Origin of the sequence: Vibrio sp. M250220, assembly GCF_036533795.1 — a bacterium.
Taxonomy (GTDB): Bacteria; Pseudomonadota; Gammaproteobacteria; order Enterobacterales; family Vibrionaceae; genus Vibrio.
On record NZ_JATABI010000007.1, the window covers coordinates 70,498 to 95,789 of the forward strand.

The 25,292-nt window shown below is 45.8% G+C and carries 16 protein-coding genes, 2 tRNA genes and 1 pseudogene; 6 read left to right on the forward strand and 13 right to left on the reverse strand.

The features are described from left to right. Positions 1-69: 69 nt before the first annotated feature. The 3 genes and pseudogenes from QTN94_RS04785 to QTN94_RS04795 all read right to left on the reverse strand — a co-directional run. Positions 70-300: pseudogene (locus QTN94_RS04785) on the reverse strand (diguanylate cyclase); the annotation flags it as partial. Continuing rightward, on the reverse strand, positions 288-410 hold the full coding sequence (locus QTN94_RS04790; protein WP_331427067.1) for a hypothetical protein: 123 nt from the start codon (positions 408-410) through the stop codon (positions 288-290). The pseudogene QTN94_RS04785 and the gene QTN94_RS04790, both read right to left, overlap by 13 nt. 59 nt (positions 411-469) lie before the next feature. Next, complete coding sequence (locus QTN94_RS04795; RefSeq protein WP_331416207.1) at positions 470-1,417, reverse strand: TIGR01212 family radical SAM protein; 948 nt, start codon at positions 1,415-1,417, stop codon at positions 470-472. 531 nt (positions 1,418-1,948) lie between these two features. On the opposite strand from QTN94_RS04795, the gene gltB (QTN94_RS04800) reads away from it, so the two are divergent. The 5 genes from gltB (QTN94_RS04800) to QTN94_RS04820 all read left to right on the forward strand — a co-directional run bounded on the left by gltB (QTN94_RS04800) (position 1,949) and on the right by QTN94_RS04820 (position 14,814). Next, positions 1,949-6,496 carry a glutamate synthase large subunit gene (gltB, locus tag QTN94_RS04800; RefSeq protein ID WP_331427068.1) on the forward strand — a complete coding sequence of 1,516 codons (4,548 nt, stop codon included), beginning with the start codon at positions 1,949-1,951 and terminating at the stop codon, positions 6,494-6,496. Then, a complete protein-coding gene (locus QTN94_RS04805; RefSeq protein ID WP_331427069.1) occupies positions 6,496-7,965 on the forward strand; it encodes a glutamate synthase subunit beta in 1,470 nt (489 codons plus the stop codon). Before gltB (QTN94_RS04800) ends, QTN94_RS04805 begins: the two co-directional genes overlap by 1 nt. A 428-nt stretch (positions 7,966-8,393) precedes the next feature. Further along, the gene (gltB, locus tag QTN94_RS04810; RefSeq protein WP_331427071.1) at positions 8,394-12,857 is read left to right on the forward strand and encodes a glutamate synthase large subunit; all 4,464 of its coding nucleotides are present in this window, start codon (positions 8,394-8,396) and stop codon (positions 12,855-12,857) included. 20 nt (positions 12,858-12,877) lie between these two features. Continuing rightward, positions 12,878-14,290, forward strand: a complete 1,413-nt coding sequence (locus tag QTN94_RS04815; protein WP_331427072.1) for an FAD-dependent oxidoreductase — start codon at positions 12,878-12,880, stop codon at positions 14,288-14,290. Positions 14,291-14,385: 95 nt separating this feature from the next. Beyond that, the gene (locus QTN94_RS04820; RefSeq protein WP_331416202.1) at positions 14,386-14,814 is read left to right on the forward strand and encodes a DUF1499 domain-containing protein; all 429 of its coding nucleotides are present in this window, start codon (positions 14,386-14,388) and stop codon (positions 14,812-14,814) included. A gap of 61 nt (positions 14,815-14,875) precedes the next feature. Here QTN94_RS04820 and truB read toward each other — a convergent pair whose 3' ends face one another. The 10 genes from truB to ubiT form a co-directional block, all read right to left on the reverse strand. Continuing rightward, positions 14,876-15,826 carry a tRNA pseudouridine(55) synthase TruB gene (gene truB, locus QTN94_RS04825; protein WP_331427073.1) on the reverse strand — a complete coding sequence of 317 codons (951 nt, stop codon included), beginning with the start codon at positions 15,824-15,826 and terminating at the stop codon, positions 14,876-14,878. Beyond that, positions 15,826-16,236, reverse strand: coding sequence for a 30S ribosome-binding factor RbfA (gene rbfA / locus QTN94_RS04830; RefSeq protein ID WP_138972553.1), 411 nt, complete (start codon positions 16,234-16,236; stop codon positions 15,826-15,828). The genes truB and rbfA overlap by 1 nt, the downstream gene beginning before the upstream one ends. Positions 16,237-16,349: 113 nt before the next feature. Then, positions 16,350-19,013 (reverse strand): translation initiation factor IF-2, encoded by a 2,664-nt coding sequence (gene infB, locus QTN94_RS04835; RefSeq protein WP_331427075.1) that lies wholly within the window; start codon positions 19,011-19,013, stop codon positions 16,350-16,352. 22 nt (positions 19,014-19,035) lie between these two features. Beyond that, positions 19,036-20,523 (reverse strand): transcription termination factor NusA, encoded by a 1,488-nt coding sequence (gene nusA, locus QTN94_RS04840; protein WP_331427076.1) that lies wholly within the window; start codon positions 20,521-20,523, stop codon positions 19,036-19,038. Positions 20,524-20,547: 24 nt separating this feature from the next. After that, positions 20,548-21,003, reverse strand: a complete 456-nt coding sequence (gene rimP / locus QTN94_RS04845) for a ribosome maturation factor RimP (RefSeq protein WP_269376563.1) — start codon at positions 21,001-21,003, stop codon at positions 20,548-20,550. A gap of 206 nt (positions 21,004-21,209) precedes the next feature. Next, positions 21,210-21,286, reverse strand: a tRNA-Met gene (locus QTN94_RS04850). Positions 21,287-21,342: 56 nt separating this feature from the next. Continuing rightward, positions 21,343-21,426 (reverse strand) — tRNA-Leu (locus QTN94_RS04855). Positions 21,427-21,457: 31 nt separating this feature from the next. Continuing rightward, positions 21,458-21,790, reverse strand: coding sequence for a preprotein translocase subunit SecG (gene secG, locus QTN94_RS04860; protein WP_138972557.1), 333 nt, complete (start codon positions 21,788-21,790; stop codon positions 21,458-21,460). Positions 21,791-22,016: 226 nt separating this feature from the next. After that, positions 22,017-22,520: a GNAT family N-acetyltransferase gene (locus tag QTN94_RS04865; protein ID WP_331427078.1), complete on the reverse strand. Its 504-nt coding sequence runs from the start codon at positions 22,518-22,520 to the stop codon at positions 22,017-22,019. Then, positions 22,504-23,031, reverse strand: coding sequence for a ubiquinone anaerobic biosynthesis accessory factor UbiT (gene ubiT, locus QTN94_RS04870; protein ID WP_331427079.1), 528 nt, complete (start codon positions 23,029-23,031; stop codon positions 22,504-22,506). The genes QTN94_RS04865 and ubiT overlap by 17 nt, the downstream gene beginning before the upstream one ends. A 198-nt stretch (positions 23,032-23,229) precedes the next feature. On the opposite strand from ubiT, the gene QTN94_RS04875 reads away from it, so the two are divergent. After that, positions 23,230-25,269, forward strand: coding sequence for a sensor domain-containing protein (locus QTN94_RS04875; RefSeq protein WP_331427080.1), 2,040 nt, complete (start codon positions 23,230-23,232; stop codon positions 25,267-25,269). Positions 25,270-25,292 lie beyond the last annotated feature (23 nt).

Sequence of the window (25,292 nt, forward strand, 5' to 3'; positions counted from 1 at the left end):
CGGTAACAGTCGTTAAATATTACCTGTTTTCACTACCGACAGCTAAAGGAATCCTTACAACAAAAAGTGCTAATTCTCTGATGTGTGATGCACACAAGTCTGATTGCGACCGTTGGCTTTTGCTTGGTACAAAGCACTGTCAGCCAAAGCGATAATCGTTTCGCTGCTGGTCATCGGTTTAGGCACAATCGAAACAAGACCAATACTGGTCGTGATCTGATTGGATACCTCAGATTTCTGATGCTCTAGAGCAAGTTCAGCCACACCTTCATGAATACGCTGAGCCACTAAGAGTGCGCCTGATTTTTCGCATAGATAGCGATTGCTACAAAAATAGCAAGTAGGATGATAACAAAGTCAAAACCGTGCCCGCGGGTAGAGTCCCACAACCAAACTAATACTTGCTCCATTTATAACTCTGACTCAATGAATAATCTTTATAAGGGTACAAAAGATATCAGCTTATTGCTTAATTATCAGCCTTTAATATCGGCCTTGTGTATTCAAATGGTTGATTTATCAAAGAGCCTTGCGCCCCTAACTGGTGTAGAGAACGACCGATTTGAGTCATGGCTAACCAACGGTTTTCACACCATAAAGGTGCCAATAACGTAGGTCTACGTGCTGCTGAAGAGACACGGTGATACACCACTTCGGGAGGTGTCATACGTATTAGCTCACTGGCAATCGACACGTATTCTTGGAGCTCTGGAGCTGACAACTTTCCCGCTTTCCATGCTTTGGCCATGGTGCTGCCTTCGACAATATGAAGACCATGAAGTTTAATGCCGTCCGTGCCAACCGCCAATACTTGCTTCATTGTCGCGATATTGTCTTCACGTGTTTCTCTGGGTAAGCCCACAATCAGGTGCGTACAAACTTTGATGCCAAGTGCGCGTGCACGTCGAGTAATCTCAGCATAACATTCGAAATCATGGCCTCGGTTGATGCGTTTTAGCGTCTGATTGTTTGCCGTTTGTAAACCGAGCTCCAGCCAGATTTCGTACCCTTGTTCGACGTAATTTGCCAACAGTTCTAGGACGGCATCAGGAACACAGTCAGGACGAGTCCCTACGCACAATCCCACAATGTCAGCCGCTTTCAGTGCTTGCTCGTACATGTTTTTAAGAACCTGTACTTCGGCATAAGTACTTGTATAAGCCTGAAAATAGGCAAGGTAGCGCTTGGCTCGAGCAATCTCTCCAGCTCGATCGATTAGCTGCTCATGGATAGTTTTTATTTGCGCGGCTTCATCAGCGAACGAAGCGACATTGCAAAATGTGCATCCACCACGGCCAATCGTGCCGTCTCGATTTGGGCAGCTGAACCCACCATGCAGTGTCAGTTTATGAACTTTTTCCCCGTACCTTCTCTGTAAGTCTTGTCCAATAGTGTTGACCAGCTCGTGAAGTTGCATTTTTACCCTTGTCTAAAACGAAATAAATATCATTAAGATCTATGTAATTTAATTACAATATTGAAAGAAATTTGGGAATAAATGTAACGTTTTCAAACGGGGTTGTTGTTATGCAAAGTCAATAAACATGCAGAAATAATGTGCCTCAAGCCAATTGTTAAGCAAAAGTTAAACATAATATCAATTTATAACGCAAAAAATCTGGGCAACAAGCACGACTTTTGATTGCATTTTGTGCTGAGTAAATTGTAGGATACTTACAGATTTTGCTGCATTTTGTGTTTTTTATTACATTAAAATTTGGCAAAACATCGGTGAACTCCTACTCCTACCTATATAAATCACTAGATTGTGATACAAAAAAACTGGATTTCACCAAGGATTGTTTTTCTCGCCATATTTTTCAGCGAGAGACGGAATGGAATCAAAGTCGCCAGCTAGGCTGACTTCGAATCATAAAAATAAAGGACAGGACGTAGAACTAGTTTCGACTAGCCCAATTGCGCCTATTTGAACTGGAAGGATGTATCCATGGTAGATAGAGAGCAAACTTCACAAGGTCTGTACACTCCTGAATTGGAGCATGACGCTTGTGGTATCGGTTTTGTTGCTCACTTAAAAAACCGTAAATCGCACGAAGTAGTTACGCAAGCTCTTGATATGCTTGCAAGGATGGAGCACCGTGGTGGTCAAGGATGTGATCCTTGCTCAGGTGATGGCGCTGGTATCTTGCTACAAAAACCACACGAATTTCTGTTAGAAGAAGCCGTTAAGCTTGGTATCAAGCTCCCTTCTTTCGAGAAATACGGCGTTGGTGTGGTGCTTTTCCCAAAAGACGAACACAAACGCGCGCAATGTCGCGATATCCTAGAACGTAATGCTAAACGTCTAGAGCTCGATGTTATCGGCTATCGTGTTTTGCCGACAGACAACTCAATGATCGGTGCTGACCCTTTAAGCACTGAACCGCAATTCGAACACGTATTCATCTCTGGTGGTCCTGGCATCACGCCTGAAGAGCTAGAGCGTAAGTTGTACGTACTGCGTAACTACACAGTTCGAGTCTGTCTAGAAAGTGTCTCTAACATTGGTGATGATTTCTACATCAACTCAATGTCATACAAAACACTTGTCTACAAAGGTCAGTTGACAACAGAGCAAGTACCACAGTACTTCCTCGATCTACAGAATCCAACGATGGTGACAGCACTTGCGCTGGTTCACTCTCGTTTCTCAACCAACACTTTCCCGAAATGGCGCTTAGCTCAACCTTTCCGTTACATCGCTCACAATGGTGAAATCAACACCGTTCGCGGTAACCTGAACTGGATGAAAGCACGCGAGGCGATCATCGAATCAGACCTGTTTACTCAAGCTGAAATCGATATGTTATTGCCTATCTGTCAGGAAGGTGCTTCCGACTCATCTAACTTCGACATGGCGCTAGAACTTCTGGTTCTTTCGGGCCGTAGCCTGCCACACGCATTGATGATGATGATTCCAGAAGCGTGGCAAGAAAACAAAAACATGGATCCAACTCGTCGTGCGTTTTACCAATACCACGCCAACGTCATGGAACCATGGGACGGCCCAGCTTCAGTCTGTTTCACAGACGGTGTTCAGGTAGGTGCAACTCTTGACCGTAACGGCCTTCGCCCTTCTCGCTACACAGTGACAAAAGATGATTTCTTAGTCATGGCGTCTGAGTCTGGTGTTGTGGATATTGCACCAGAAAACGTCGAATTCCGTGGTCGCCTACAACCGGGTCGTATCTTCGTTGCTGACCTAGAGCAAGGGCGTATTATTTCTGATGAAGAAGTAAAAGACGGCATTGCATCAGCACAGCCTTACGAGAAATGGGTAGCAGAGAATCTGCTCAGCCTGAAGAAACTGCCGGATGCGAGCAACGAATTCAGCCAACCGTCACCGGAAAAGCTTCTGCACAAGCAGCAAGCATTTGGCGTGAGCTCAGAAGAAGTGAACGAGATTATCGTTCCTATGGCTCGTGATGGTAAAGAGCCACTTTCGGCTATGGGTGCCGACTGGCCACTTGCGATCCTTTCGCACCAGTCGCAACACCTCTCAAACTACTTTAAACAGTTATTTGCTCAGGTAACTAACCCGCCTATCGACCCGATTCGTGAGCGTATGGTTATGTCTCTGAATACTTACCTAGGTAAGGATCAGAACCTTCTTGCCGAGTCACCACTGCACTGTCAAAAAGTTGAGCTTGAATCGCCAGTACTTTCAAACTCTGAGCTTGAAAAACTGCGTGCTATCGATAACGAGCACTTACAGGCTAAGACGTTAGATATCGTATTCCAAGCAAGTGAAGATGAAGGTAAGCTAGAACGTGCACTGAAGCGTATCTGTCAATATGCAGAAGATGCCGTGATCGATGGTTACTCAATCATCTTGTTAACAGACCGCGCAGTAAACTCTAACCACGCAGCTATTCCAGCAATGCTCGCCGTTGGCGCTGTACACCATCACCTGATCCGTAAAGGTCTCCGTGCTAAGTGTGACATAGTTATCGAGACAGGTGATGCTCGTGAGACGCACCACTTTGCGACTCTGATTGGCTACGGTGCAAACGCAATCAACCCATACCTAGTTATTGAGACTATGGTTGAACTGCAACGCATCAAAAAACTGGATCCTGAAACCAACATTCGAGAACTGTTCGAGAACTACCGCAAATCTATCAACGGCGGTCTATTGAAGATCTTCTCGAAAATGGGTATTTCAACCTTGCAGTCGTACCACGGTGCACAAATTTTTGAAGCTCTGGGTATCAGCAAGTCTGTTGTCGACAAGTACTTCACTGGTACGGTTTCGCGTATCCAAGGTCTTACTATTGATGACATCGCCAAAGAAGTGCTTGTACGTCATCGTATTGGCTTCCCAACACGTGAAATCCCTGTTCAAGTACTGGATGTTGGTGGTGTTTATCAGTGGAAACAGCGTGGTGAAAAACACCTGTTTAACCCTGAAACTATTTCACTGCTTCAACAATCAACTCGTAACAAAGACTATGTTCAGTTTAAGCAATATGCGAAAGCGGTTGATGATCAAGGCGATAACGCAGCAACGCTACGTAGCCAGCTCGATTTCGTTAAGAATCCAGCAGGTTCTATCCCGCTCGAAGAAGTGGAGCCGATTGAAAACATCCTTAAACGTTTTGCTACCGGAGCAATGTCATTTGGTTCGATCTCTTACGAGGCACACTCTACTCTCGCAGTCGCGATGAACCGCATTGGTGCTAAATCGAACTCAGGTGAAGGTGGTGAAGACCCTTCTCGTTTCGAACGTAAAGAGAATGGTGATTGGGAGCGTTCAGCAATCAAACAGGTTGCTTCAGGTCGTTTCGGTGTGACGTCTTACTACCTAACTAACGCCGATGAGCTACAAATCAAGATGGCTCAAGGTGCTAAGCCGGGTGAAGGTGGTCAGCTACCAGGTGATAAGGTTGATGACTGGATTGGTGCGACTCGTCACTCCACACCAGGTGTTGGTCTAATCTCGCCACCTCCTCACCACGACATCTACTCAATTGAGGATTTGGCTCAGCTAATCTTTGATTTGAAAAACGCCAACCGTGCTGGCCGAGTTAACGTCAAGCTGGTATCAGAAGCCGGTGTAGGTACGATTGCCTCTGGTGTAGCGAAAGCGAAGGCGGATGTGGTTCTTATCGCTGGTTTTGATGGTGGTACAGGTGCATCACCAATGTCTTCGATTCGCCATACAGGTCTGCCTTGGGAACTGGGTCTAGCAGAAACACACCAGACACTACTGAAAAACGGCCTACGTAACCGTATCGTAGTTCAGTCAGATGGTCAGATGAAAACACCTCGTGACCTAGCGGTAGCAACACTGCTTGGTGCTGAAGAATGGGGTATCGCGACAGCGGCACTGGTTGTTGAAGGTTGTATCATGATGCGTAAGTGTCATAAAAACACCTGTCCTGTTGGTATCGCAACTCAGAACAAGACCCTACGTGAACGTTTTGATGGTCGTGTTGAAGACGTCGTAACCTTCTTCCAATACATGGCAGAAGGCCTACGTGAAATCATGGCAGAGCTCGGTTTCCGCACCATCGATGAGATGGTTGGTCAATCGCAGAAATTGAAAGTTCGCGAAGATATTGGTCACTGGAAATACAAGAACCTTGATCTATCTCCAGTACTGCACATTGAGCATGCCCGTGAAAACGATGGTGTCTTTAATCAGACTGAACAGAACCACAATTTAGAACAGGTTCTTGACCGCAAACTGATTCAAGCTGCAATCCCTGCGCTTGAGAAAGGCGAAGCCGTTAACGCTGAGTTCCCGATCATTAACACTGACCGTTCTGCTGGTACCATGCTATCGAATGAAATTTCGAAAGTGTACAAAGACCAAGGTTTACCAAAACCAATGAACGTTAAGTTCACCGGTTCTGCTGGCCAATCATTTGGTGCATTCCTAGCAAAAGGCGTGAAATTCGAGGTTGAAGGCGATGCGAACGACTACTGGGGCAAAGGTCTATCAGGCGGTACGCTGGTTCTTTACCCAGACTCGAAGTCAACCATCGTCGCTGAAGACAACATTGTAGTAGGTAACGTATGTTTCTACGGTGCAACTTCAGGTGAGTCATACATTCGTGGTATGGCTGGTGAACGTTTCTGTGTTCGTAACTCAGGTGCAAAAGTCGTTGTTGAAGGTATCGGTGACCACGGTTGTGAATACATGACTGGCGGTGTTGCTGTCATCCTAGGTTCAACAGGTCGTAACTTTGCAGCGGGTATGAGTGGCGGTGTCGCTTATGTTTGGGATAAGTCTGGTGACTTTGAAACTAAGCTGAACCCTGAACTTGTCGACCTAGATCCAATCGAAGCTGAAGATCGTGAACTACTAAAAGAGATGCTCACTAAGCAGGTTCAATTCACAGGAAGTGAAGTAGCGAAGTCTTTCCTCGACAACTTTGAAGCAAGCCTAGAAACCATGGTTAAGGTTATGCCGCGCGACTACAAAGCGGTACTTCAAAAGCGTAAGGCAGCCGCTGAACAAGCACAAACGGAACAAGTGGAGGCAGTATAATGGGTAAGCCTACTGGATTTTTAGAACATGGTCGTGAGCTTCCAAAGAAGCTCGACCCATCAGTTCGTATTGAAAACAACAAAGAATTCGCTCTAAACGAAGAGTTTGGCGACAAAATCAATACTCAGGCTTCTCGTTGTATGGATTGTGGTGTGCCTTTCTGTCACAACGGTTGTCCGATTGGTAACATCATCCCTGAGTTCAACGATGCGGTATACCGTGATAGCTGGGAAGAAGCATGGAACATCCTAAGTTCAACCAACAACTTCCCAGAGTTCACAGGTCGAGTATGTCCTGCCCCGTGTGAAAGTGCTTGTGTACTAGGTATCAACCAAGATCCAATCACTATCTGTAACATTGAGAAAACCATCGTCGAAACTGCGTACCGTGAAGGGTACGCAAAACCTAAAACGCCTCGTTCTCGCACTGGTAAAACGATCGCCATCATCGGTTCAGGCCCTGCAGGTCTAGCCGCAGCTGAGCAGCTCAACAGCGCAGGTCACTCTGTTACTGTATTTGAGCGTGATGAGAAAGTTGGTGGACTACTGCGTTTTGGTATCCCAGACTTCAAGCTGGGTATGGATGTGATTGATCGCAAGATCAACCTAATGGCCGACGCAGGCGTTGAGTTCAAGGTCAATCAACATATCGGTGTTGACGTTAATGCTCAGCAACTACGTCAGGAGTTTGATGTTGTTCTGCTTACTGGCGGTTCAACGGTTCCTCGTGATTTGCCAGTACCAGGCCGTGAACTAAAAGGCGTTCACTTCGCGATGGAGTTCCTAGCTCAGAATAACCGCCGTGCTAACGACATGGATCTGAAAGGTGAAGAGATTCACGCTAAAGACAAGCATGTTGTCGTCATCGGTGGTGGTGATACCGGTTCTGACTGCGTGGGTACCTCAAACCGTCACAAAGCCGCGAGCGTAACTCAGGTAGAGATCATGCCGATCCCACCAGAAAAGCGCCCTGTCAATATGCCTTGGCCACAATACCCAATGATCATGAAAACAACCACTTCGCACGAAGAGGGCTGTCAACGTCATTGGAACATTTTGACCAAGGAATTTATTGGCAACGATAAAGGTGAAGTGACGGGTCTGCGTATTGCTGACATCGTGTGGCAAGATGCACAACCGGGTCAACGCCCAGAGTTTAAAGAAATTGCTAACTCAGAGCGTATCATCCCATGCGACATGGCATTCTTGGCTATGGGCTTCTTACATCCAGAGCCAAACGGTGTTTTGGCGCAGCTAGATGTTAAGCTAGATGAACGTGGTAACGTGGCGACCGACGGTTTTGCAACGAACCAAAAAGGTGTGTTTGCTGCCGGTGATATGCGTACAGGCCAATCTCTGGTTGTTCGCTGTATCAATGAAGGTCGTGAGTGTGCAATCGCTATTGATAGTTATCTAATGGGTAACTCAAATCTTGAAGCGAAAGCCGACTCACTAATGCTTTCCGCATAAAGTGAGCCACCTAGATGAAGAATTTTATTAGATTCTAGGTGGTTTAGAATAACCAATCATTCCTTCCAAACTTTCCCATTTGACCAGTACATTGTGCTGGTCTTTTTTATTTCCCTGACATTCAAATGTTGCAAAGTTGTAACAATCAAAATTCTAACCAACTGAATTCTATAGATAATTACAGCGTATTCCGTGGTAAATTGTATATTAGCGTGATTTTCCACCAAGAACTTGACCTTTTTCATAATAACCTATACGTTGTGAAGTCGATGAAAATGAATTCGTCAAATTTTGTTAAATGTTTTAAGAACATTTACTGCATATCTATACGATATATAACAATTAAAATGAATAGTTAGTCATAAATACCAACCCTTTAAATGTTGGTAGTTCTGTCGGGATGACAGAGAAGCAAAGGGAGAATTGCAATGGCTCTATACGATCCTAGTCTCGAGAAAGACAACTGTGGATTTGGCTTAATTGCACATATGGAAGGTGAGCCAAGCCATAAACTGGTACGTACCGCAATTTCAGCACTTGATCGCATGACCCACCGTGGCGGCATCGCGGCTGATGGAAAAACGGGTGACGGATGTGGTCTATTACTACAAAAGCCCGAATCATATCTACGTCTTATTGCCGAAGAAAATGGCTTTAAGCTTGGTAAACAATATGCCGTTGGCATGATTTTCTTTAACCAAGACCCAGCCAAAGCACAGCAAGCAAAAGACATTATCAATCAAGAACTTGCCCAAGAAACTCTGACTGTATCTGGCTGGCGTGATGTGCCAACCAACCCAACAGTACTCGGACCAATTGCCGCAGATTCTTTACCAAACATTCAGCAAGTTTTTATTTCAGCGCCTGCTGGCTGGCGTGAACGCGATATTGAACGTCGCCTATATATCGCCCGCCGCCGTATTGAAAAACGCATTGTTGATGATAGTGAGTTCTACGTCTGTAGCCTGTCGACACAAGTTATAGTGTACAAAGGTCTATGCATGCCAGCCGACCTACCAAGGTTTTATCTCGACTTGGCAGACCTGCGTATGGAATCTGCTATCTGTTTGTTCCACCAGCGTTTCTCGACGAACACTCAGCCTCGTTGGCCACTCGCTCAGCCATTCAGATATCTGGCTCACAATGGTGAAATCAATACGATTCAAGGCAACCGACAATGGGCTCGAGCACGAGCGTACAAATTCGCGTCACCACTGCTACCTGACCTGCAAACAGCTGCACCCTTCGTTAACGAGACAGGTTCAGACTCATCAAGCTTAGACAACATGCTCGATCTGTTTTTAGCTGGGGGTATGGATATCTTCCGTGCGATGCGAATGCTCGTTCCGCCAGCGTGGCAAAACCACCCTGATATGGATCCTGACTTACGTGCCTTCTATGATTTCAACTCCAAACACATGGAACCGTGGGATGGCCCTGCTGGTATCGTCTTATCAGATGGTCGTTACGCCGCATGTAACCTTGACCGTAATGGCTTACGTCCTGCTCGTTATGTCATAACAAAAGATAAGTTAATTACGTTAGCGTCTGAGGTTGGTATCTGGGACTACGCTCCCGATGAAGTCGCAGAAAAAGGACGAGTGGGTCCAGGCGAGCTTTTAGTTATTGATACTCGCCGTGGAAAGCTTTGGCAATCAAGTGAGATCGATAATGACCTCAAAGATCGCCACCCATACCGTGAATGGATGGAAAATAATGTCCATAAACTGACACCATTCTCTAAGTTGCCAGAAGACCAAGTGGGCGAACGTAGCTTCGATGAAGATGAACTAAAGACCTATCAAAAGCAGTTTGCGATGAGCAACGAAGAGGTTGATCAGGTATTGCGTGTTCTTGGCGATATGGGACAAGAAGCAGTCGGCTCAATGGGTGACGATACGCCAATGGCAGTATTGTCGTCTAAAGAGAGATTGATTACTGATTATTTCCGTCAGAAATTCGCTCAGGTAACCAATCCACCGATCGATCCACTTCGTGAAAAACACGTCATGTCATTGGCGACCAGTGTCGGCCAAGAGATGAACGTATTCTGCGAGACCGACGGTCACGCTCATCGTGTAACCTTTGATTCACCGGTTCTGCTTTACTCAGACATGCAGCAACTACTTGAGTTAAGTGATGAGCACTACCGTAGTACGGTACTAGACATCAACTACAATCCCGACGACAAAGACCTTGAGCAAGCGATTCTTGATCTTTGTGATCAGGCAGAGCAAGCGGTTCGCGAAGGAACCGTTCTCGTGGTTCTCTCAGATAAAGCAATACAAAAAGGCCGATTGCCGATCCCAGCAGCCATGGCTGTAGGGGCAGTACAAAGCCGATTGATCGATGCAAACCTTCGCTGTGACGCCAACATCATCGCCGAAACAGGCACTGTGCGAGACCCTCACCAATTTGCAGTACTGCTTGGTTTCGGTGCAACAGCGGTTTATCCATATCTGGCTTATGAAACCTTAGCGAAAGTCATTGATGATGGCGCTATCGCCAAGAGCTATCGACAGGTGATGCAAAACTACCAGAGCGGCATCAACAAAGGTCTATACAAGATCATGTCGAAAATGGGCATATCAACCGTTGCCTCATATCGTTGCTCTCAACTATTTGAAGCAGTAGGTCTAAGCCAAGATGTCGTCGATCTCTGCTTCAAGGGAGTCACAACCCGAATTCAAGGGGCGAACTTCGAAGACTTCGAGCAAGATCTTTACAATCTATCTCGCAAAGCATGGACGAAACGTAAGCCAATTGAACATGGTGGATTGTTGAAATACGTTCACGGCGGCGAATATCACGCCTACAACCCAGATGTCGTAGGTACGCTACAACAAGCGGTAAAATCTGGTGACACTTCTGATTACCGAAGCTTTGCTAAGCAGGTAAACGAACGTCCCGTTGCTATGCTGCGTGACTTAATGCATCTGAAGACATCGTCAACGCCGCTACCATTAGAAAAAATTGAACCGAGTACAGAACTCTTCAAACGTTTTGACTCGGCGGCGATGTCTATCGGTGCATTGAGCCCAGAAGCTCATGAAGCCCTAGCAACCGCGATGAACCGTTTAGGCGGTTACTCAAACTCAGGCGAAGGTGGTGAAGATCCAAGACGTTTTGGTACAGAGCGAAACTCACGCATTAAACAGATTGCTTCTGGTCGTTTTGGTGTGACACCACACTATCTGACCAACGCAGATGTACTGCAAATCAAAGTAGCGCAAGGAGCAAAACCGGGTGAAGGTGGACAGTTACCGGGACATAAAGTCACCGCTGAGATCGCGAAACTACGTTACTCAGTACAAGGGGTAACACTGATTTCTCCGCCACCACACCACGATATTTACTCTATCGAGGATCTCGCTCAGCTGATTTTCGACCTAAAACAGGTCAACCCAGAAGCACTGATTTCGGTCAAACTGGTTTCTGAGCCGGGCGTTGGCACTATTGCGACGGGTGTTGCCAAGGCATACGCCGATTTAATTACCATCTCAGGTTATGACGGTGGTACTGCGGCTAGCCCATTAACGTCGGTCAAATATGCTGGCAGCCCTTGGGAACTGGGTCTTGCAGAAACTCAGCAAGCTTTAGTCGCCAATGGTCTACGCCATAAGATTCGTCTTCAAGTCGATGGTGGCTTGAAAACTGGACTTGATGTCGTTAAAGCTGCGATTCTTGGTGCAGAAAGCTTCGGTTTCGGTACGGCGCCTATGGTTGCTATGGGTTGTAAGTTCTTACGTATCTGCCACTTAAATAACTGTGCGACTGGCGTTGCGACTCAAGATGACACCTTACGCAAAGAGTACTTCAAAGGCCTGCCGGAAATGGTGATGAACTACTTTATCGGCCTCGCCGATGAAGTGCGTGAGTTACTTTCACAACTTGGGGTTGAGAAACTGACTGACTTAATCGGTCGCACCGATCTCTTAGAAGCCGTTGAGGGGCTAACAGCGAAACAGAGCAAGCTAGATCTTTCGGGTATTCTTGAATCACCAATATCGCCACAAGGCCACCCTCTTTACTGGACGGAATCAAATGCTCCATTTGATAAAGCTGAATTGAACCAAAAGATTGTCTCGGATGCGCTTGAATCTATTGAGGCATGTCAGTCTAAAGACTTGTTCTACAAAGTAATTAACACTGACCGTTCTATTGGCGCTCGTTTATCTGGTGAAATCGCGAAACGCTATGGCAATCAAGGTATGGCAGCAAGCCCGATCAGGCTTCACCTAGATGGTACTGCTGGTCAGTCATTTGGTGTCTGGAATGCTGGCGGTGTTGAACTTTACCTGACAGGCGATGCGAACGACTACGTGGGTAAAGGTATGGCTGGAGGCAAAATTAGCATCAAGCCTCACCAAGGCACTGCCTTCCAGTGTAATGAAGCAACGATTATTGGTAATACCTGTTTGTATGGCGCGACTGGCGGAAAACTTTTCGCAGCAGGTACGGCAGGTGAGCGATTTGGTGTCCGTAACTCAGGTACGATTGCCGTGATTGAAGGTGCAGGTGACAACGCTTGTGAATACATGACGGGTGGTATTGTCGCTATCCTTGGTGCGACCGGAGTTAACTTTGGTGCGGGTATGACAGGCGGTTTCGCTTACGTGCTTGATGAGAACGAAGAGTTCCAAGGACGAGTAAACCAAGAATCTGTCGAAGCGATTGCGCTATCGGATCTTTATATCCACCAAGAACACCTGCGCGGTTTGATCGCTGAGCACCTAGAAGAAACAGGCTCAGTCCACGCAGAAAACATCCTAGCGAACTTTGATGAATGGATTCCGAAGTTCTACTTGGTTAAACCGCAGGCAGCAGATTTAAGTACTCTGCTTGGTCATCAAAGTCGCAGTGCCGCAGAACTTCGCGTTCAAGCGCAGTAATCATGGAGGATGTTTGAATCATGAGTCAGAACGTATACCAATTTATCGATGTTCAGCGCGTCGATCCTGCGAAAAAACCAATTAAAATTCGTAAGATCGAGTTCGTTGAAATTTATGAACCCTTTACTAATCAGCAAGCTACCGCTCAGGCAGATCGCTGTTTAGACTGTGGTAACCCTTACTGTGAATGGAAGTGTCCGGTTCACAACTACATTCCTCAGTGGCTAAAGTTAGCGAATGAGGGGCGAATTCTGGAAGCGGTAGAACTCTCTCACCAGACCAACAGTCTTCCAGAAGTTTGTGGACGCGTCTGTCCGCAAGATCGTCTTTGTGAAGGTTCTTGTACCCTAAACGAAGACTTTGGTGCGGTCACTATCGGTAATATCGAAAAGTACATCACCGACAAAGCCTTTGAAATGGGCTGGAAACCGGACATGTCTAAAGTGGTTTGGACAGATAAAAAAGTCGCGATTATCGGTGCAGGTCCTGCTGGCCTTGCCGCTGCGGATATCTTGGTCCGAAACGGTGTGAAGCCGGTTGTCTTCGACCGCTACCCTGAAATTGGCGGCCTACTCACGTTTGGTATTCCATCGTTTAAACTTGAAAAAGGCGTGATGGAAAACCGTCGTCGAGTCTTCACTGAAATGGGCGTTGAGTTCCGTTTGGGTGTAGAAGTCGGTAAAGACATTGAGATGCAGCAGCTTGTCGATGAATATGATGCCGTCTTCCTAGGTGTAGGAACCTACAAGAATATGCGTGCCGGACTTGAGAATGAAGATGCTCAAGGCGTCTACGATGCCTTGCCTTTCCTTATCTCCAATACTTATAAAGTAATGGAGTTACCGAGTGAAGAAGCATTTATCGATATGGCTGGAAAAAAGGTCGTTGTCCTAGGTGGTGGTGATACCGCGATGGACTGTGTTCGGACTTCGATTCGTCAAGGCGCCTCCAACGTTATCTGTGCGTATCGTCGTGATGAAGAAAACATGCCTGGCTCGCGTCGAGAAGTGAAAAACGCTAAAGAGGAAGGCGTCGACTTCATGTTTAACTTACAGCCTCTCGGTGTCGAAGTTGATGCCAGTGGCAAAGTCTCTGGTGTTAAAGTCGTTAAAACCGCGCTGGGTGAACCCGATGATGCTGGACGACGTCGTCCTCAACCCGTAAAAGGCAGTGAACACGTGCTTGCTGCTGACGCTGTCATCATGGCGTTTGGCTTCCAGCCTCATCAAATGTCATGGCTAACACCTTTTGGCGTCGAGCTCGATGAGTGGGGGCGTATTAAAGCGCCGTCGGATCAAGAGTTTATGTTCCAAACCAGCAATAAGAAAATCTTTGCTGGTGGTGACGCGGTTCGTGGATCTGACTTGGTTGTAACAGCCATCGATGAAGGACGTAAAGCGGCTGAAGGTATTCTCGACTTCCTAGAAGTTTAACCTCTCATAACCACGAAAAAGGATCCTATTTTTGGATCCTTTTTTTATTTAAAACATATAATTATCTGACCAGTTCCAATACTAAGGAATCCAAGATGAAAAAAGGGGCTCTCCTTTCTCTGACCCTACTCACCTTAACTGCATGTAGCCAAGGAGTCACAACCATGACAGATCGCACTTCTCTCCCTTGTGGTGACAAACCTAACTGTGTCTCGACTCAAGATGCACGAGAGAAGCATCAGCTTGCACCCTTTACTTTGGCGAGCAGCACCAGTATTGATGCCATCGAAGCTGCCGCGCTGCAATTACCCGGAGCTAAAACAGCCGTGAAGGAGCAGGATTATCTTCGTATTGAATGCACCTCAAAGATCATGCGATTTGTTGATGACCTCGAATTACGCATTGAAGGTGAACAGCTGTTGGTACGTTCTGAGTCTAGAATGGGTTACTCCGACTTTGGCGTTAACCGTAAACGCGCGGATCAACTTCGTACCCTTCTGAGTGAGAAAGGGCTCATCCAATAGCATTTAGAATGTGGTGTAATATAAAGCCGAAGCAAGTGCTTCGGCTTTTCTCTAAATGGTATTACTGCTGAGTCTCATCTCGGAAGACAACCAGTCGCTTCGGAGCGACTTTGCCATCTGCGTTGACTTCAGCCACACCGATGAAGAGTTTCTCTTCTCCAGATGTCATGCGAATTGGGGTACCTTCTGGCGCACCAAACACTTGGACTGGCATACCGTGCTGAACAAGATCGGTAAGCTCTGCGTTAAGGTTAACTTCCGGCAGATCTTCTACTGCGGTATCCATTGGTAATAGCAGTGGATCAAGTAGATCTTTCGGTGCAATCTCCTCACGTTGAGCTTGCTCAAGCAACTCATTCAGTTGCTCTAACGTCACCATCTTCTCGTAAGGGTAATTTGCAACCGCGGTACGACGCAACATAGTGACATGAGCACCACAACCAAGCATTTCACCTAGGTCATCAACGATTGTGCGAATGTAAGTACCTTTCGAACAGTGTACTTCCATTTCCACTTCATCGCCTTCAAAGCGATGCAAGATGATTTCATAAACCGTGATCTTGCGTGATTCTCTTGGTACTTCAATACCTTGACGCGCATACTCATACAAAGGCTTACCTTGGTACTTGAGCGCAGAGAACATCGAAGGCACTTGATCAGATTCACCGCGAAACTTATCGATACAAGCGAGCAACTTATCCATATCAACATTGATAGGACGCGTCTCTACCACTTCACCATCAGAATCAGAGGTATCGGTTCTCTCACCAAGCTTAGCAATCACACGGTAGCGCTTGTCGGAATCAAGCAAAAATTGCGAGAACTTGGTTGCTTCACCGAGGCAGATCGGCAGCATACCTGTCGCTAGGGGATCCAGTGCACCCGTATGACCTGCTTTCTCAGCAAAATAGATTCGCTTTACTTTCTGCAGTGCATCGTTCGATGAAATTCCCGTTGGTTTATCCAACAGAATCACACCGTTAATTGGACGACCTTTACGACGACGAGCCATTAGCTGTCTTCCCCAGTCTGTTCTTCTTCACGACCAGAGTCTCTTTGCTTACGCTTATCTTCACTAACGACTTCAGAAACAAGGTTCGACATACGCATACCTTCAACCAAGGTGTTGTCATAGTAGAAACGAACTTCTGGCGTTAAACGCAGACGGATACGCTTGCCTAGCATCATGCGGATATGAACTTCATGCTCACGTAATGCTTCAAGGCATGACTCTGGTGTTTGCTCACCAACACAAAGGAAGGTAACAAATACTTTTGCATACGCTAGATCACGTGACACTTCTACATCAGAAATCGTCACCATGCCTAGGCGTGAATCACGAACTTCGCGCTGAAGGATCAGAGCGAGCTCTTTTTGCAGCTGTTGTGACACTCGCTGCGTGCGGCTAAATTCTTTTGACATATCTTTTCTCTTATTAGAAAGAATGGGGGGATGGTCGTAACCAGCCCCCCATGGCGTATTCAACAACCAATTACAGCTTATCTTAAGAAGATCTTGCTCGTAATTTTAGTCAATTAATCAAGAGTACGTTTAATCTCTACGATTTCGAATACTTCGATCTGGTCACCAACCCGAACATCATTGTAGTTCTTAACGCCGATACCACACTCGTAGCCATTCTTAACTTCTTGAACGTCATCTTTAAAGCGACGTAGTGATTCTAGCTCACCTTCGTAGATAACAACGTTATCACGTAATACACGGATAGGGTTGCTACGCTTAATTAGACCTTCAGTAACCATACAACCAGCGATTGCACCCAGTTTCGGTGACTTAAACACGTCACGTACTTCAGCAAGACCAATGATCTCTTGCTTGAATTCTGGAGCAAGCATACCGCCCATTGCTTGTTTCACTTCATCAATTAATTGGTAAATGATTGAGTAGTAACGTAGGTCAACACTTGCCGCTTCAACCGCACGACGCGCAGAAGCGTCAGCACGAACGTTAAAGCCAAGGATGATTGCGTTTGAAGCTTCAGCTAGAACTGCGTCAGTTTCTGTAATACCACCAACACCAGAACCCACGATGTTTACTTTCACTTCGTCAGTCGATAGTTTCAGTAGTGAGTCTGCAATCGCTTCAACAGAACCTTGTACGTCAGCCTTCAGTACTACGTTCAGTTCAGCAACTTCACCAGCCGTCATGTTCGAGAACATGTTCTCTAGTTTAGATTTCTGCTGACGTGCAAGTTTCACTTCACGGAACTTACCAGCACGGTAGTTAGCAACTTCACGCGCTTTACGCTCATCACGTACTACAGTCGCTTCGTCACCTGAAGAAGGCACACCTGAAAGACCTAAGATCTCTACAGGGATAGAAGGACCCGCTTCTGTGATTTCTTTACCAAGCTCATCACGCATCGCACGAACACGGCCGTACTCTTGACCACAAAGAACGATATCGCCTTTGTTTAGTGTGCCTGACTGAACAAGTACTGTAGCAACTGGACCACGACCTTTATCTAGTCGAGATTCAACAACTACACCAGACGCCATACCTTCTTTCACAGCTTTAAGTTCAAGAACTTCAGACTGAAGAAGGATTGCTTCTAGAAGACCGTCAATGTTAGTACCCTGTTTCGCAGAGATGTGAACGAACATGTTCTCACCACCCCACTCCTCAGGAATTACGTCGTACTGAGCTAGCTCATTCTTAACGTTGTCTGGGTTTGCGTCTTCTTTATCGATCTTGTTAACCGCAACAATCAGTGGAACGCCTGCCGCTTTCGCGTGCTGAATCGCTTCAACTGTTTGTGGCATAACGCCATCGTCCGCTGCAACAACAAGAACAACGATATCCGTCGCTTGAGCACCACGAGCACGCATAGCGGTAAACGCCGCGTGTCCAGGAGTATCAAGGAAGGTGATCATGCCGTTGTCTGTTTCTACGTGGTATGCACCGATGTGCTGTGTAATACCACCAGCTTCACCAGACGCAACGTGTGTGCGACGAATGTAGTCAAGCGTAGACGTTTTACCATGGTCAACGTGACCCATGATAGTCACAACAGGTGCGCGAGGAACGGCTTCAGCGTTGTTGTCACGATCTGACAGTACCGCTTCTTCCAGCTCATTTTCTTTACGCAGAATAACTTTGTGGCCCATTTCTTCAGCAACTAGCTGAGCCGTCTCTTGGTCGATAACTTGGTTGATAGTCGCCATAGCGCCCATCTTCATCATCACCTTGATAACTTCTGTGCCTTTAACCGACATCTTGCTAGCAAGTTCAGATACAACGATTGTTTCGCCGATCACAACGTCTGCTTTAGCAACAGTAGCGGTCTTATCGAAGCCTTGCTGCATTGAAGCTGGCTTAGAAAGTCTGCCTTGCTTACGGCCTTTACCACCACGCTGGTTGCGGCTAGGACGAGGTGGCTCTTCATCTAGAGAAGATTTCTTTTTCTTCCTGCGACGAGCGCCTTCTTCTTTGCGGTCAGCAGCATCTTCTGCTTCACGTGCATACGAAGAAGTAGTCACGTGGTAGTCAGAGTTTTCAAGCTCTTTCTTCTTCTGTTCTTCTTCATTCCAACGAGCTTCATTTTCTTCAGCTAGTTTACGAGCTTCTTCAACAAGCTTTGCAGCTTCTTGTTCAGCTTTACGTTGGGCTTCTTCTTCCTGACGACGTTTTAGTTCGTCAGCTTCTTTTTTCGCTTGCGCATTCGCGTCCGCATTTTTTGCATTCATGTCTTTCTTAGCCTTATCAGCTTGTACGCGCTTTGCCTTTTCTTCTGCGTCACGTTTTGCATCCGCTTCTCGCTTCGCTTTCTCATCGGCCTCGCGTTGTGCTTTCTCTGCAGCTTCACGTTTTGCTAGCTCTTCAGCCTCACGCTTTGCTGCTTCCTCAGCCTCACGTTTTGCGTCGTCTTCGATAATGCTGCGCTTAACATAAGTTCGCTTTTTGCGTACTTCTACTTGAACATCCTTACTCTTGCCGCCACCAGCATTTACGCTAAGTGTGCTGCGAGTTTTACGCTGTAGAGTTAAACGAGTTGGCTCAGATTCACCCGTAGTGTCACCGTGCTCTTTCTTTAAGTGAGTCAAAAGTTTCTGCTTTTCTTCATCAGAAACCTGATCACTACTCGCTTTGTTCATACCAGCATCAGCAAGTTGTTCAATTAAGCGGTCCACTGGAGTTCCAATTTCTTCACTCAGTGCCTTAACAGTAATTTGTGTCATGCCGCTTTCTCCTTGCTGAAAATTATGCTTCGTCGCCGAACCAACAGATGTTACGAGCTGCCATAATTAGCTCACCCGCACGCTCTTCGGTCAGGCCTTCAATACCTTCAAGATCATCGATGCCCTGATCAGCTAGGTCTTCTAGTGTTGATACACCTTTAGCTGCCAGTTTAAATGCCATCTCACGCTCAAGACCTTCAAGGCCCAGTAGGTCTTTTGCTGGCTCAACGCCTTCGAAAGACTCTTCTTGTGCTAGCGCAAGAGTCGTTAGTGCATTCTTAGCACGATTACGTAGTTCTTCGACTAGATCTTCATCTAGACCATCAACTTCAAGTAGTTCGTTAACTGGAACGTAAGCAACTTCTTCTAGAGTTGAGAAGCCTTCTTCAACAAGCAGTTGAGCAAAGTCTTCTTCGATATCTAGGTGCTTCATGAAACTATCAATAGCAGCTTGAGACTCTTCAGCATGTTTCTTGTGAAGATCTTCTACTGTCATTACGTTAAGTTCCCAACCAGTCAGTTGAGATGCAAGACGTACGTTCTGACCGTTACGGCCGATAGCTTGTGCTAGGTTGTCCGCTTCAACTGCGATATCCATAGCATTCGCATCTTCATCTACGATGATAGAAGCAACATCTGCAGGCGCCATTGCGTTAATTACAAATTGCGCTGGGTTATCGTCCCAAAGAACGATATCGATACGCTCACCACCAAGCTCACCAGAAACGGCTTGTACACGTGCACCACGCATGCCAACACACGCACCCACTGGGTCAATACGTTTGTCGTTTGTTTTCACTGCGATTTTTGCACGAGAACCTGGATCGCGAGCTGCACCTTTAAGCTCAATGATCTCTTCCGCAATTTCAGGAACTTCAACACGGAATAGCTCAGCAAGCATTTCAGGCTTAGAGCGAGTAACAAATAGCTGGAAGCCACGCGCTTCTGGAGCCACTTTGTATAGTAGACCACGCACACGGTCACCTGGGCGTAAGTTTTCACGAGGAAGTTGGTCATCACGTAGGATTACCGCTTCCGCGTTGTTACCTAAGTCAAGAACAACCGTTTCACGGTTTACTTTCTTAACTACGCCAGTAACAAGTTCACCTTCATTGTCGATGAACTGTTCAACGATTTGTGCACGCTCTGCTTCACGTACTTTTTGTACGATAACTTGTTTAGCAGTTTGAGTCGTAATACGGTCAAATGTTACAGACTCAATATCATCTTCAACGTAATCACCTAGTTGAACTTCTGCATCATCGTACTGAGCAGCTTCTAGAGAGATTTCCTTCGTTGGATGTTCAACGTTTTCTACTACTAACCAGCGACGGAAAGTTTCGAACTCGCCCGTTTTACGGTCAATTTGAACACGAACGTCAATTTCGATTTCGTGTTTTTTCTTAGTAGAAGTTGCTAGAGCAATTTCAAGGGCTTCAAAGATACGCTCACGAGGTACCGCTTTCTCATTCGATACCGCTTCTACTACCGCTAAAATTTCTTTACTCATTTTAAATAGCCTCTAAGACTTTAATTAAAATTTAGGGATCAGGTTAGCTTTTGAGATATTGCTTAGTGCAAACTCTTCTTCATTACCATCAACAGTAACAGAGATAGTTTCACCATCCACTGAGTGGATTACACCTTTCCACTTGCGACGGTTGCCTACAGCCATCTTCAAAACGATGCTTACCTCGTGACCAATAAATTGTTCATAGTGTGCAGCTTTGAAAAGTGGTCTTTCTAAACCTGGTGAAGACACTTCAAGGTTGTAAGCCACTGTGATTGGATCTTCAACGTCCATAACCGCACTTACTTGACGGCTAACTTCCGCACAATCTTCGACAGTAATGCCGTTTTCGTGGTCGATAAAAATACGCAACGTTGAATGCTCACCTGCGCGAATAAATTCTAATCCAACTAACTCATAACCTGATGCAGCTACAGGAGCTTCAAGCATTTCAGTAAGTTGTCTTTCTAAACCAGTCATTTTAACCACTCCAGAAACAAAAAAAGGGCTCACAGCCCAATTTAAATTCCAAGCAAAGCTCTAAATTTCTCTTCAGAAATTTAGATAACAAAAAACCCCGAAAAGTCGGGGTTTTTTGTTGCTGGACCCTGATACGTTAAGCAAAATCATTGTCGCTTAACTCGCAGTATCGCTACTGCGCAAACTTGTCCAAATCCTAACAGGATTGGTTGCGGGGGCCGGATTTGAACCGACGACCTTCGGGTTATGAGCCCGACGAGCTACCAAGCTGCTCCACCCCGCGTCCGACTTGTCGAGCATTATACGCTCTCCAAGGTGTTTTACAAGTTTGTAAATCAATGGTGCCGAGAGAGGGACTCGAACCCTCACACCTAAGGCACTAGCACCTCATGCTAGCGTGTCTACCAATTTCACCATCTCGGCAGCTAATTCTATTTCTCAGCTAGAAAATAGCTTATTGAGGAATTTCACTACCTTGAGGGGCAGGAATTTCACTCGCATCGTCAGCTTGCTGGATAACTTGACCTTGTGTTGGGTCAACCCACTGAGATTCAGTTTTGTGTGTAGACATATTGCCTAGCACCAAGCTGAGGACGAAAAATACTGTTGCAAAAATTGCAGTCATTCGGGTTAGGAAATTACCTGAGCCGCTTGCGCCAAACACTGTGTTTGATGCGCCTGCACCGAATGAGGCTCCCATATCTGCGCCTTTACCTTGTTGAATCAACACTAGGCCGATTACACCAACCGCTGCCAACAGGTAAATCACAAGTAGAACTGTAAACATTATTTCCACCTATGTTCCAAATTGTTGAGCCAGCGCCGCTCGAAAACATTACTTTTCAATAGGTTTTTGAACAAGGCTAGCGACCTCCTTATCGAAGGCCGAGCAATACTAGCGAAACACGCTATTGCTGACAAGTAGATTTTTGCAAAAAATTAGCTACTGGCCGCCAAGCGGTCAAAAAAAGGACAAAACAATAATTTTTCATCCTTTTCTGCGGCGAACAAAGCTAAAGTTCTGAAAATTCTCTGCTGTATTCGATCAAACCTGTGCGCTGATTTAGCTCTCCTTCCACTAAACCTAGCACCTGAAATGCACCTTGAGGGACATCCCACTGACAACGCATATTATGCTTTTCGCTTGCTTCAAAGCCAAATTGAGCATAATAAGCAGGATCACCAAGTACCACGCAAGCTGGGTAGTCAAACTCCAGTAAAGAAGCTAATCCTTCTTTAACGAGATCAGCGGCAATTCCCTTGTTTCGGTAATCGTGACGAACAGCTAGTGGCGCTAATCCCTGCCAGTTTAGGTCTTCACCGTTTAATGTGACCGGACTAAACAGTACATAACCCACGACTTCACCTTCATCGTTGCAAGCAACAAGCGACAATGTACGGCGACCATTTTCTCTTAGTGTCATCACTAAGTTCGCTTCTGCTTCAGTGTCGAAGGCTCCTTTTAGAAGTCTATCGACCGCCAGAATATCTGCTGGTGCTTCAGTTCGAATAAGCATTTACAACCTCTTTGTGTGCTGAAGGCGATTGTAAGCCTTTTCGCACAAATTCGGCTAGCTGATTTAACAAGGTCTGAACAGCTTTCGGCAATGAATCAAGATCGACACTGTCCATCAAGTTTTTGACTTCCAAACCCAATTCCGTATCACCTTCTATGGTTAGGCGACGTTGGAAAAACAGGGTATCAGGATCTTCTTTGCGTCCGGCAATCAAAACTAAGTCATTCAGATTCCCTCCAAACAACACATCTTCCTTAACACTTTTATCACCAACGACAAGCTGTTCGTCTTGATAGCTAATCAGCCAACTCAGCTGCATATCTTTTACTTCAACTTTTAACCACTTATCTTCAAGGAATTCGAAATCCCCATCTTCAAGAGCCTCTTTAAACACCGTTTTTAGCCCTTCAAGCAAGGCTTTTTTTTGTACAGATTGAGGCAATAAGTGTACTGGAGATCGCAAAATTGATGCAGCGTTTTGAACTAGTTGAGTGCGAATCTTGTTAATCACGCGAATTATCCGTTACTTTGTGGATTGGAATTGCTCATCATAAAGTATGTTTAACTAACGATTCCTGTTATTTGTCAAAGAATCTGCGTGATGCCTGAAACTCTTTAAACTACAGGCAATGACAGTTATAGTTATTACATCATTCATATTCACAACCGATGTGAATCACAAGCTCTGTTGGAGAGTTGGAAAAACTTGATGCTATCGCAACAATTACAGCACTGGTTTAAAGAAATAACGGCTAACAGCCCGTTTTTTTTCGCTATCTTAGATAACCAGCATAATTATGCCGTGGTTAACGGGCGCTATTGTGATATCGCAGGTCTTACTCCTCCTGAACTGGTTGGTATGAGTGACAGCCAGATCATGGGGCAACAGTTTTATAATCATCTCAAGCCTTATTATAATCGCGCTTTTAAAGGCGAATCGATCGAAGCTGAAATGACGATGGGTGATCTCGACTTAGAGACCAGCCTGCATTTCAATATCTCGCCACTGAATACCGATGGTAAGATCGAGCACATCATCTTTCATGCTCTCGACACCTCTGAAAAACAGATCCTCATTCGCTCTTTGGAAGAGTCAGAAGGTAAGTTTTCGACTTTGACCTCTCTCGTTCCTGAGGGAATCATGTTAGTGGAAGACGATTGCATCATTTCAGCAAATCCTGCTGCGTTAAGATTACTTGGTTTTGAGTCGGTACAAGATCTACTCGGAGAAAACCTTTCACGGCTATTTGTCGATGAAAAAACAAAAACGGTTTTTTCTAGCTCATTAGTCAACTCGCTCGGTGAAGCACCATTAACGTGTCTGACTGGTCCTCGCTGTGGATTTGAACGCAAAGTCCAGCTGTTGGCTGACGCGACAATGATTCTCGGTAGTGATTCTCAACTGGTTTTGATCCAAGATGCAGATTCGACACCTAAGAAGCTCTCTCCAACACAGCATGAAGATGCGCATGTTGACTCACTCACTGGCTTGTATAACCGTTTCGGATTCACCAAACGTTTAGAGCAACTGATCCACAACGATACACCGTTGATCATGCTCTATCTTGATATCGATAACTTCAAAAATATCAACGACTCACTTGGCCACCACATTGGGGACAAAGTGATCAAGGAAGTCTCTTCTCGTCTTAAGCGCCTTTTACCTCCACATGCGGTTTTAGGGCATTTAGGAGGAGATGAGTTCGGCATCATACTGCCTGAACCTGATAATAATCGCATGGCAGAAATGCTGTCAGAACGCATTATCTCTCTCGTGAATCAACCGTTTGATCTACACCACTTCAGCAAGCGACTTGCGTGCTCTATTGGTAGTGTTGCCTACCCTGGCGATGGCAACGATGCTCGTATCTTGCTACAAAACGCTGACACAGCAATGTATGAGGCCAAGGATCGTGGTCGTAACCGACTGATCAAATTTAATGATCAGATGAACAAAGAAGCTCGTATGCGCTTATGGCTGGAAATCGAATTACAGAAAGCGCTGCAACAAAATGGACTTGAGGTGTGGTATCAACCTAAAGTCAATGCGCGAGACTTCAGTATCAATGGCGCAGAAGCACTGATTCGTTGGAAACATCCCGTAGAAGGCTATATTAGCCCTGGTGCATTTATTCCTGTTGCGGAACGAGCTGGCTTGATCGAGCATTTAGGCCGAGTGGTCATGCGCGAGGTCTTTGCCACAGTCAAACGCTGGAAGCTGCAAGGTATTTTACCGGGTCGAGTGGCGATCAACCTCTCCCCTGAACAATTTGGCAACCCTAAGTTAATCGACTACATGGAGAAGTTGCTGCGCACAACAGAATTAGATCCAAGCTGTATTACTTTTGAGCTGACAGAAAGTGCGGTGATGAGTGATAGTGAGCACACTCTTCAAATGTTGAATGCGATTAAGCGACTAGGTTTTGCTCTATCAATCGATGACTTCGGAACGGGCTATTCATCGCTCTCCTACTTAGCGAGATTTCCAATCGATGAACTCAAAATTGACCGAGCATTTATCTCTGATATTGATACGCTGCCTAAACAAATCACAGTCATAGAAAATATCATCAATCTAGGCAAATCACTCAATTTGACTGTCGTCGCCGAAGGTGTAGAGACACAGCAACAAGCGACTCTGCTGTCTAATCTAAACTGTAACTCAATTCAAGGCTTCCACTTCCATCGCCCTCAGCCAAGACAAGAGGTTGAAGAGCTATTTGCACAAAATCGTCGCCACAAAAACTAACCCTAAGTAATTATTTCACTTAG

Coding starts and splice junctions, on each gene's coding strand:
- QTN94_RS04790 (WP_331427067.1), bottom strand. CDS start 410: ATGGAGCAAGTATTAGTTTGGTTGTGGGACTCTACCCGCGGGCACGGT.
- gltB (WP_331427068.1), top strand. CDS start 1,949: ATGGTAGATAGAGAGCAAACTTCACAAGGTCTGTACACTCCTGAATTG.
- QTN94_RS04805 (WP_331427069.1), top strand. CDS start 6,496: ATGGGTAAGCCTACTGGATTTTTAGAACATGGTCGTGAGCTTCCAAAG.
- gltB (WP_331427071.1), top strand. CDS start 8,394: ATGGCTCTATACGATCCTAGTCTCGAGAAAGACAACTGTGGATTTGGC.
- secG (WP_138972557.1), bottom strand. CDS start 21,790: ATGTTTACAGTTCTACTTGTGATTTACCTGTTGGCAGCGGTTGGTGTA.
- QTN94_RS04815 (WP_331427072.1), top strand. CDS start 12,878: ATGAGTCAGAACGTATACCAATTTATCGATGTTCAGCGCGTCGATCCT.
- QTN94_RS04875 (WP_331427080.1), top strand. CDS start 23,230: ATGCTATCGCAACAATTACAGCACTGGTTTAAAGAAATAACGGCTAAC.
- rbfA (WP_138972553.1), bottom strand. CDS start 16,236: ATGTCAAAAGAATTTAGCCGCACGCAGCGAGTGTCACAACAGCTGCAA.
- QTN94_RS04820 (WP_331416202.1), top strand. CDS start 14,386: ATGAAAAAAGGGGCTCTCCTTTCTCTGACCCTACTCACCTTAACTGCA.
- infB (WP_331427075.1), bottom strand. CDS start 19,013: ATGACACAAATTACTGTTAAGGCACTGAGTGAAGAAATTGGAACTCCA.
- QTN94_RS04865 (WP_331427078.1), bottom strand. CDS start 22,520: ATGCTTATTCGAACTGAAGCACCAGCAGATATTCTGGCGGTCGATAGA.
- rimP (WP_269376563.1), bottom strand. CDS start 21,003: ATGACTGGTTTAGAAAGACAACTTACTGAAATGCTTGAAGCTCCTGTA.
- QTN94_RS04795 (WP_331416207.1), bottom strand. CDS start 1,417: ATGCAACTTCACGAGCTGGTCAACACTATTGGACAAGACTTACAGAGA.
- nusA (WP_331427076.1), bottom strand. CDS start 20,523: ATGAGTAAAGAAATTTTAGCGGTAGTAGAAGCGGTATCGAATGAGAAA.
- truB (WP_331427073.1), bottom strand. CDS start 15,826: ATGGCTCGTCGTCGTAAAGGTCGTCCAATTAACGGTGTGATTCTGTTG.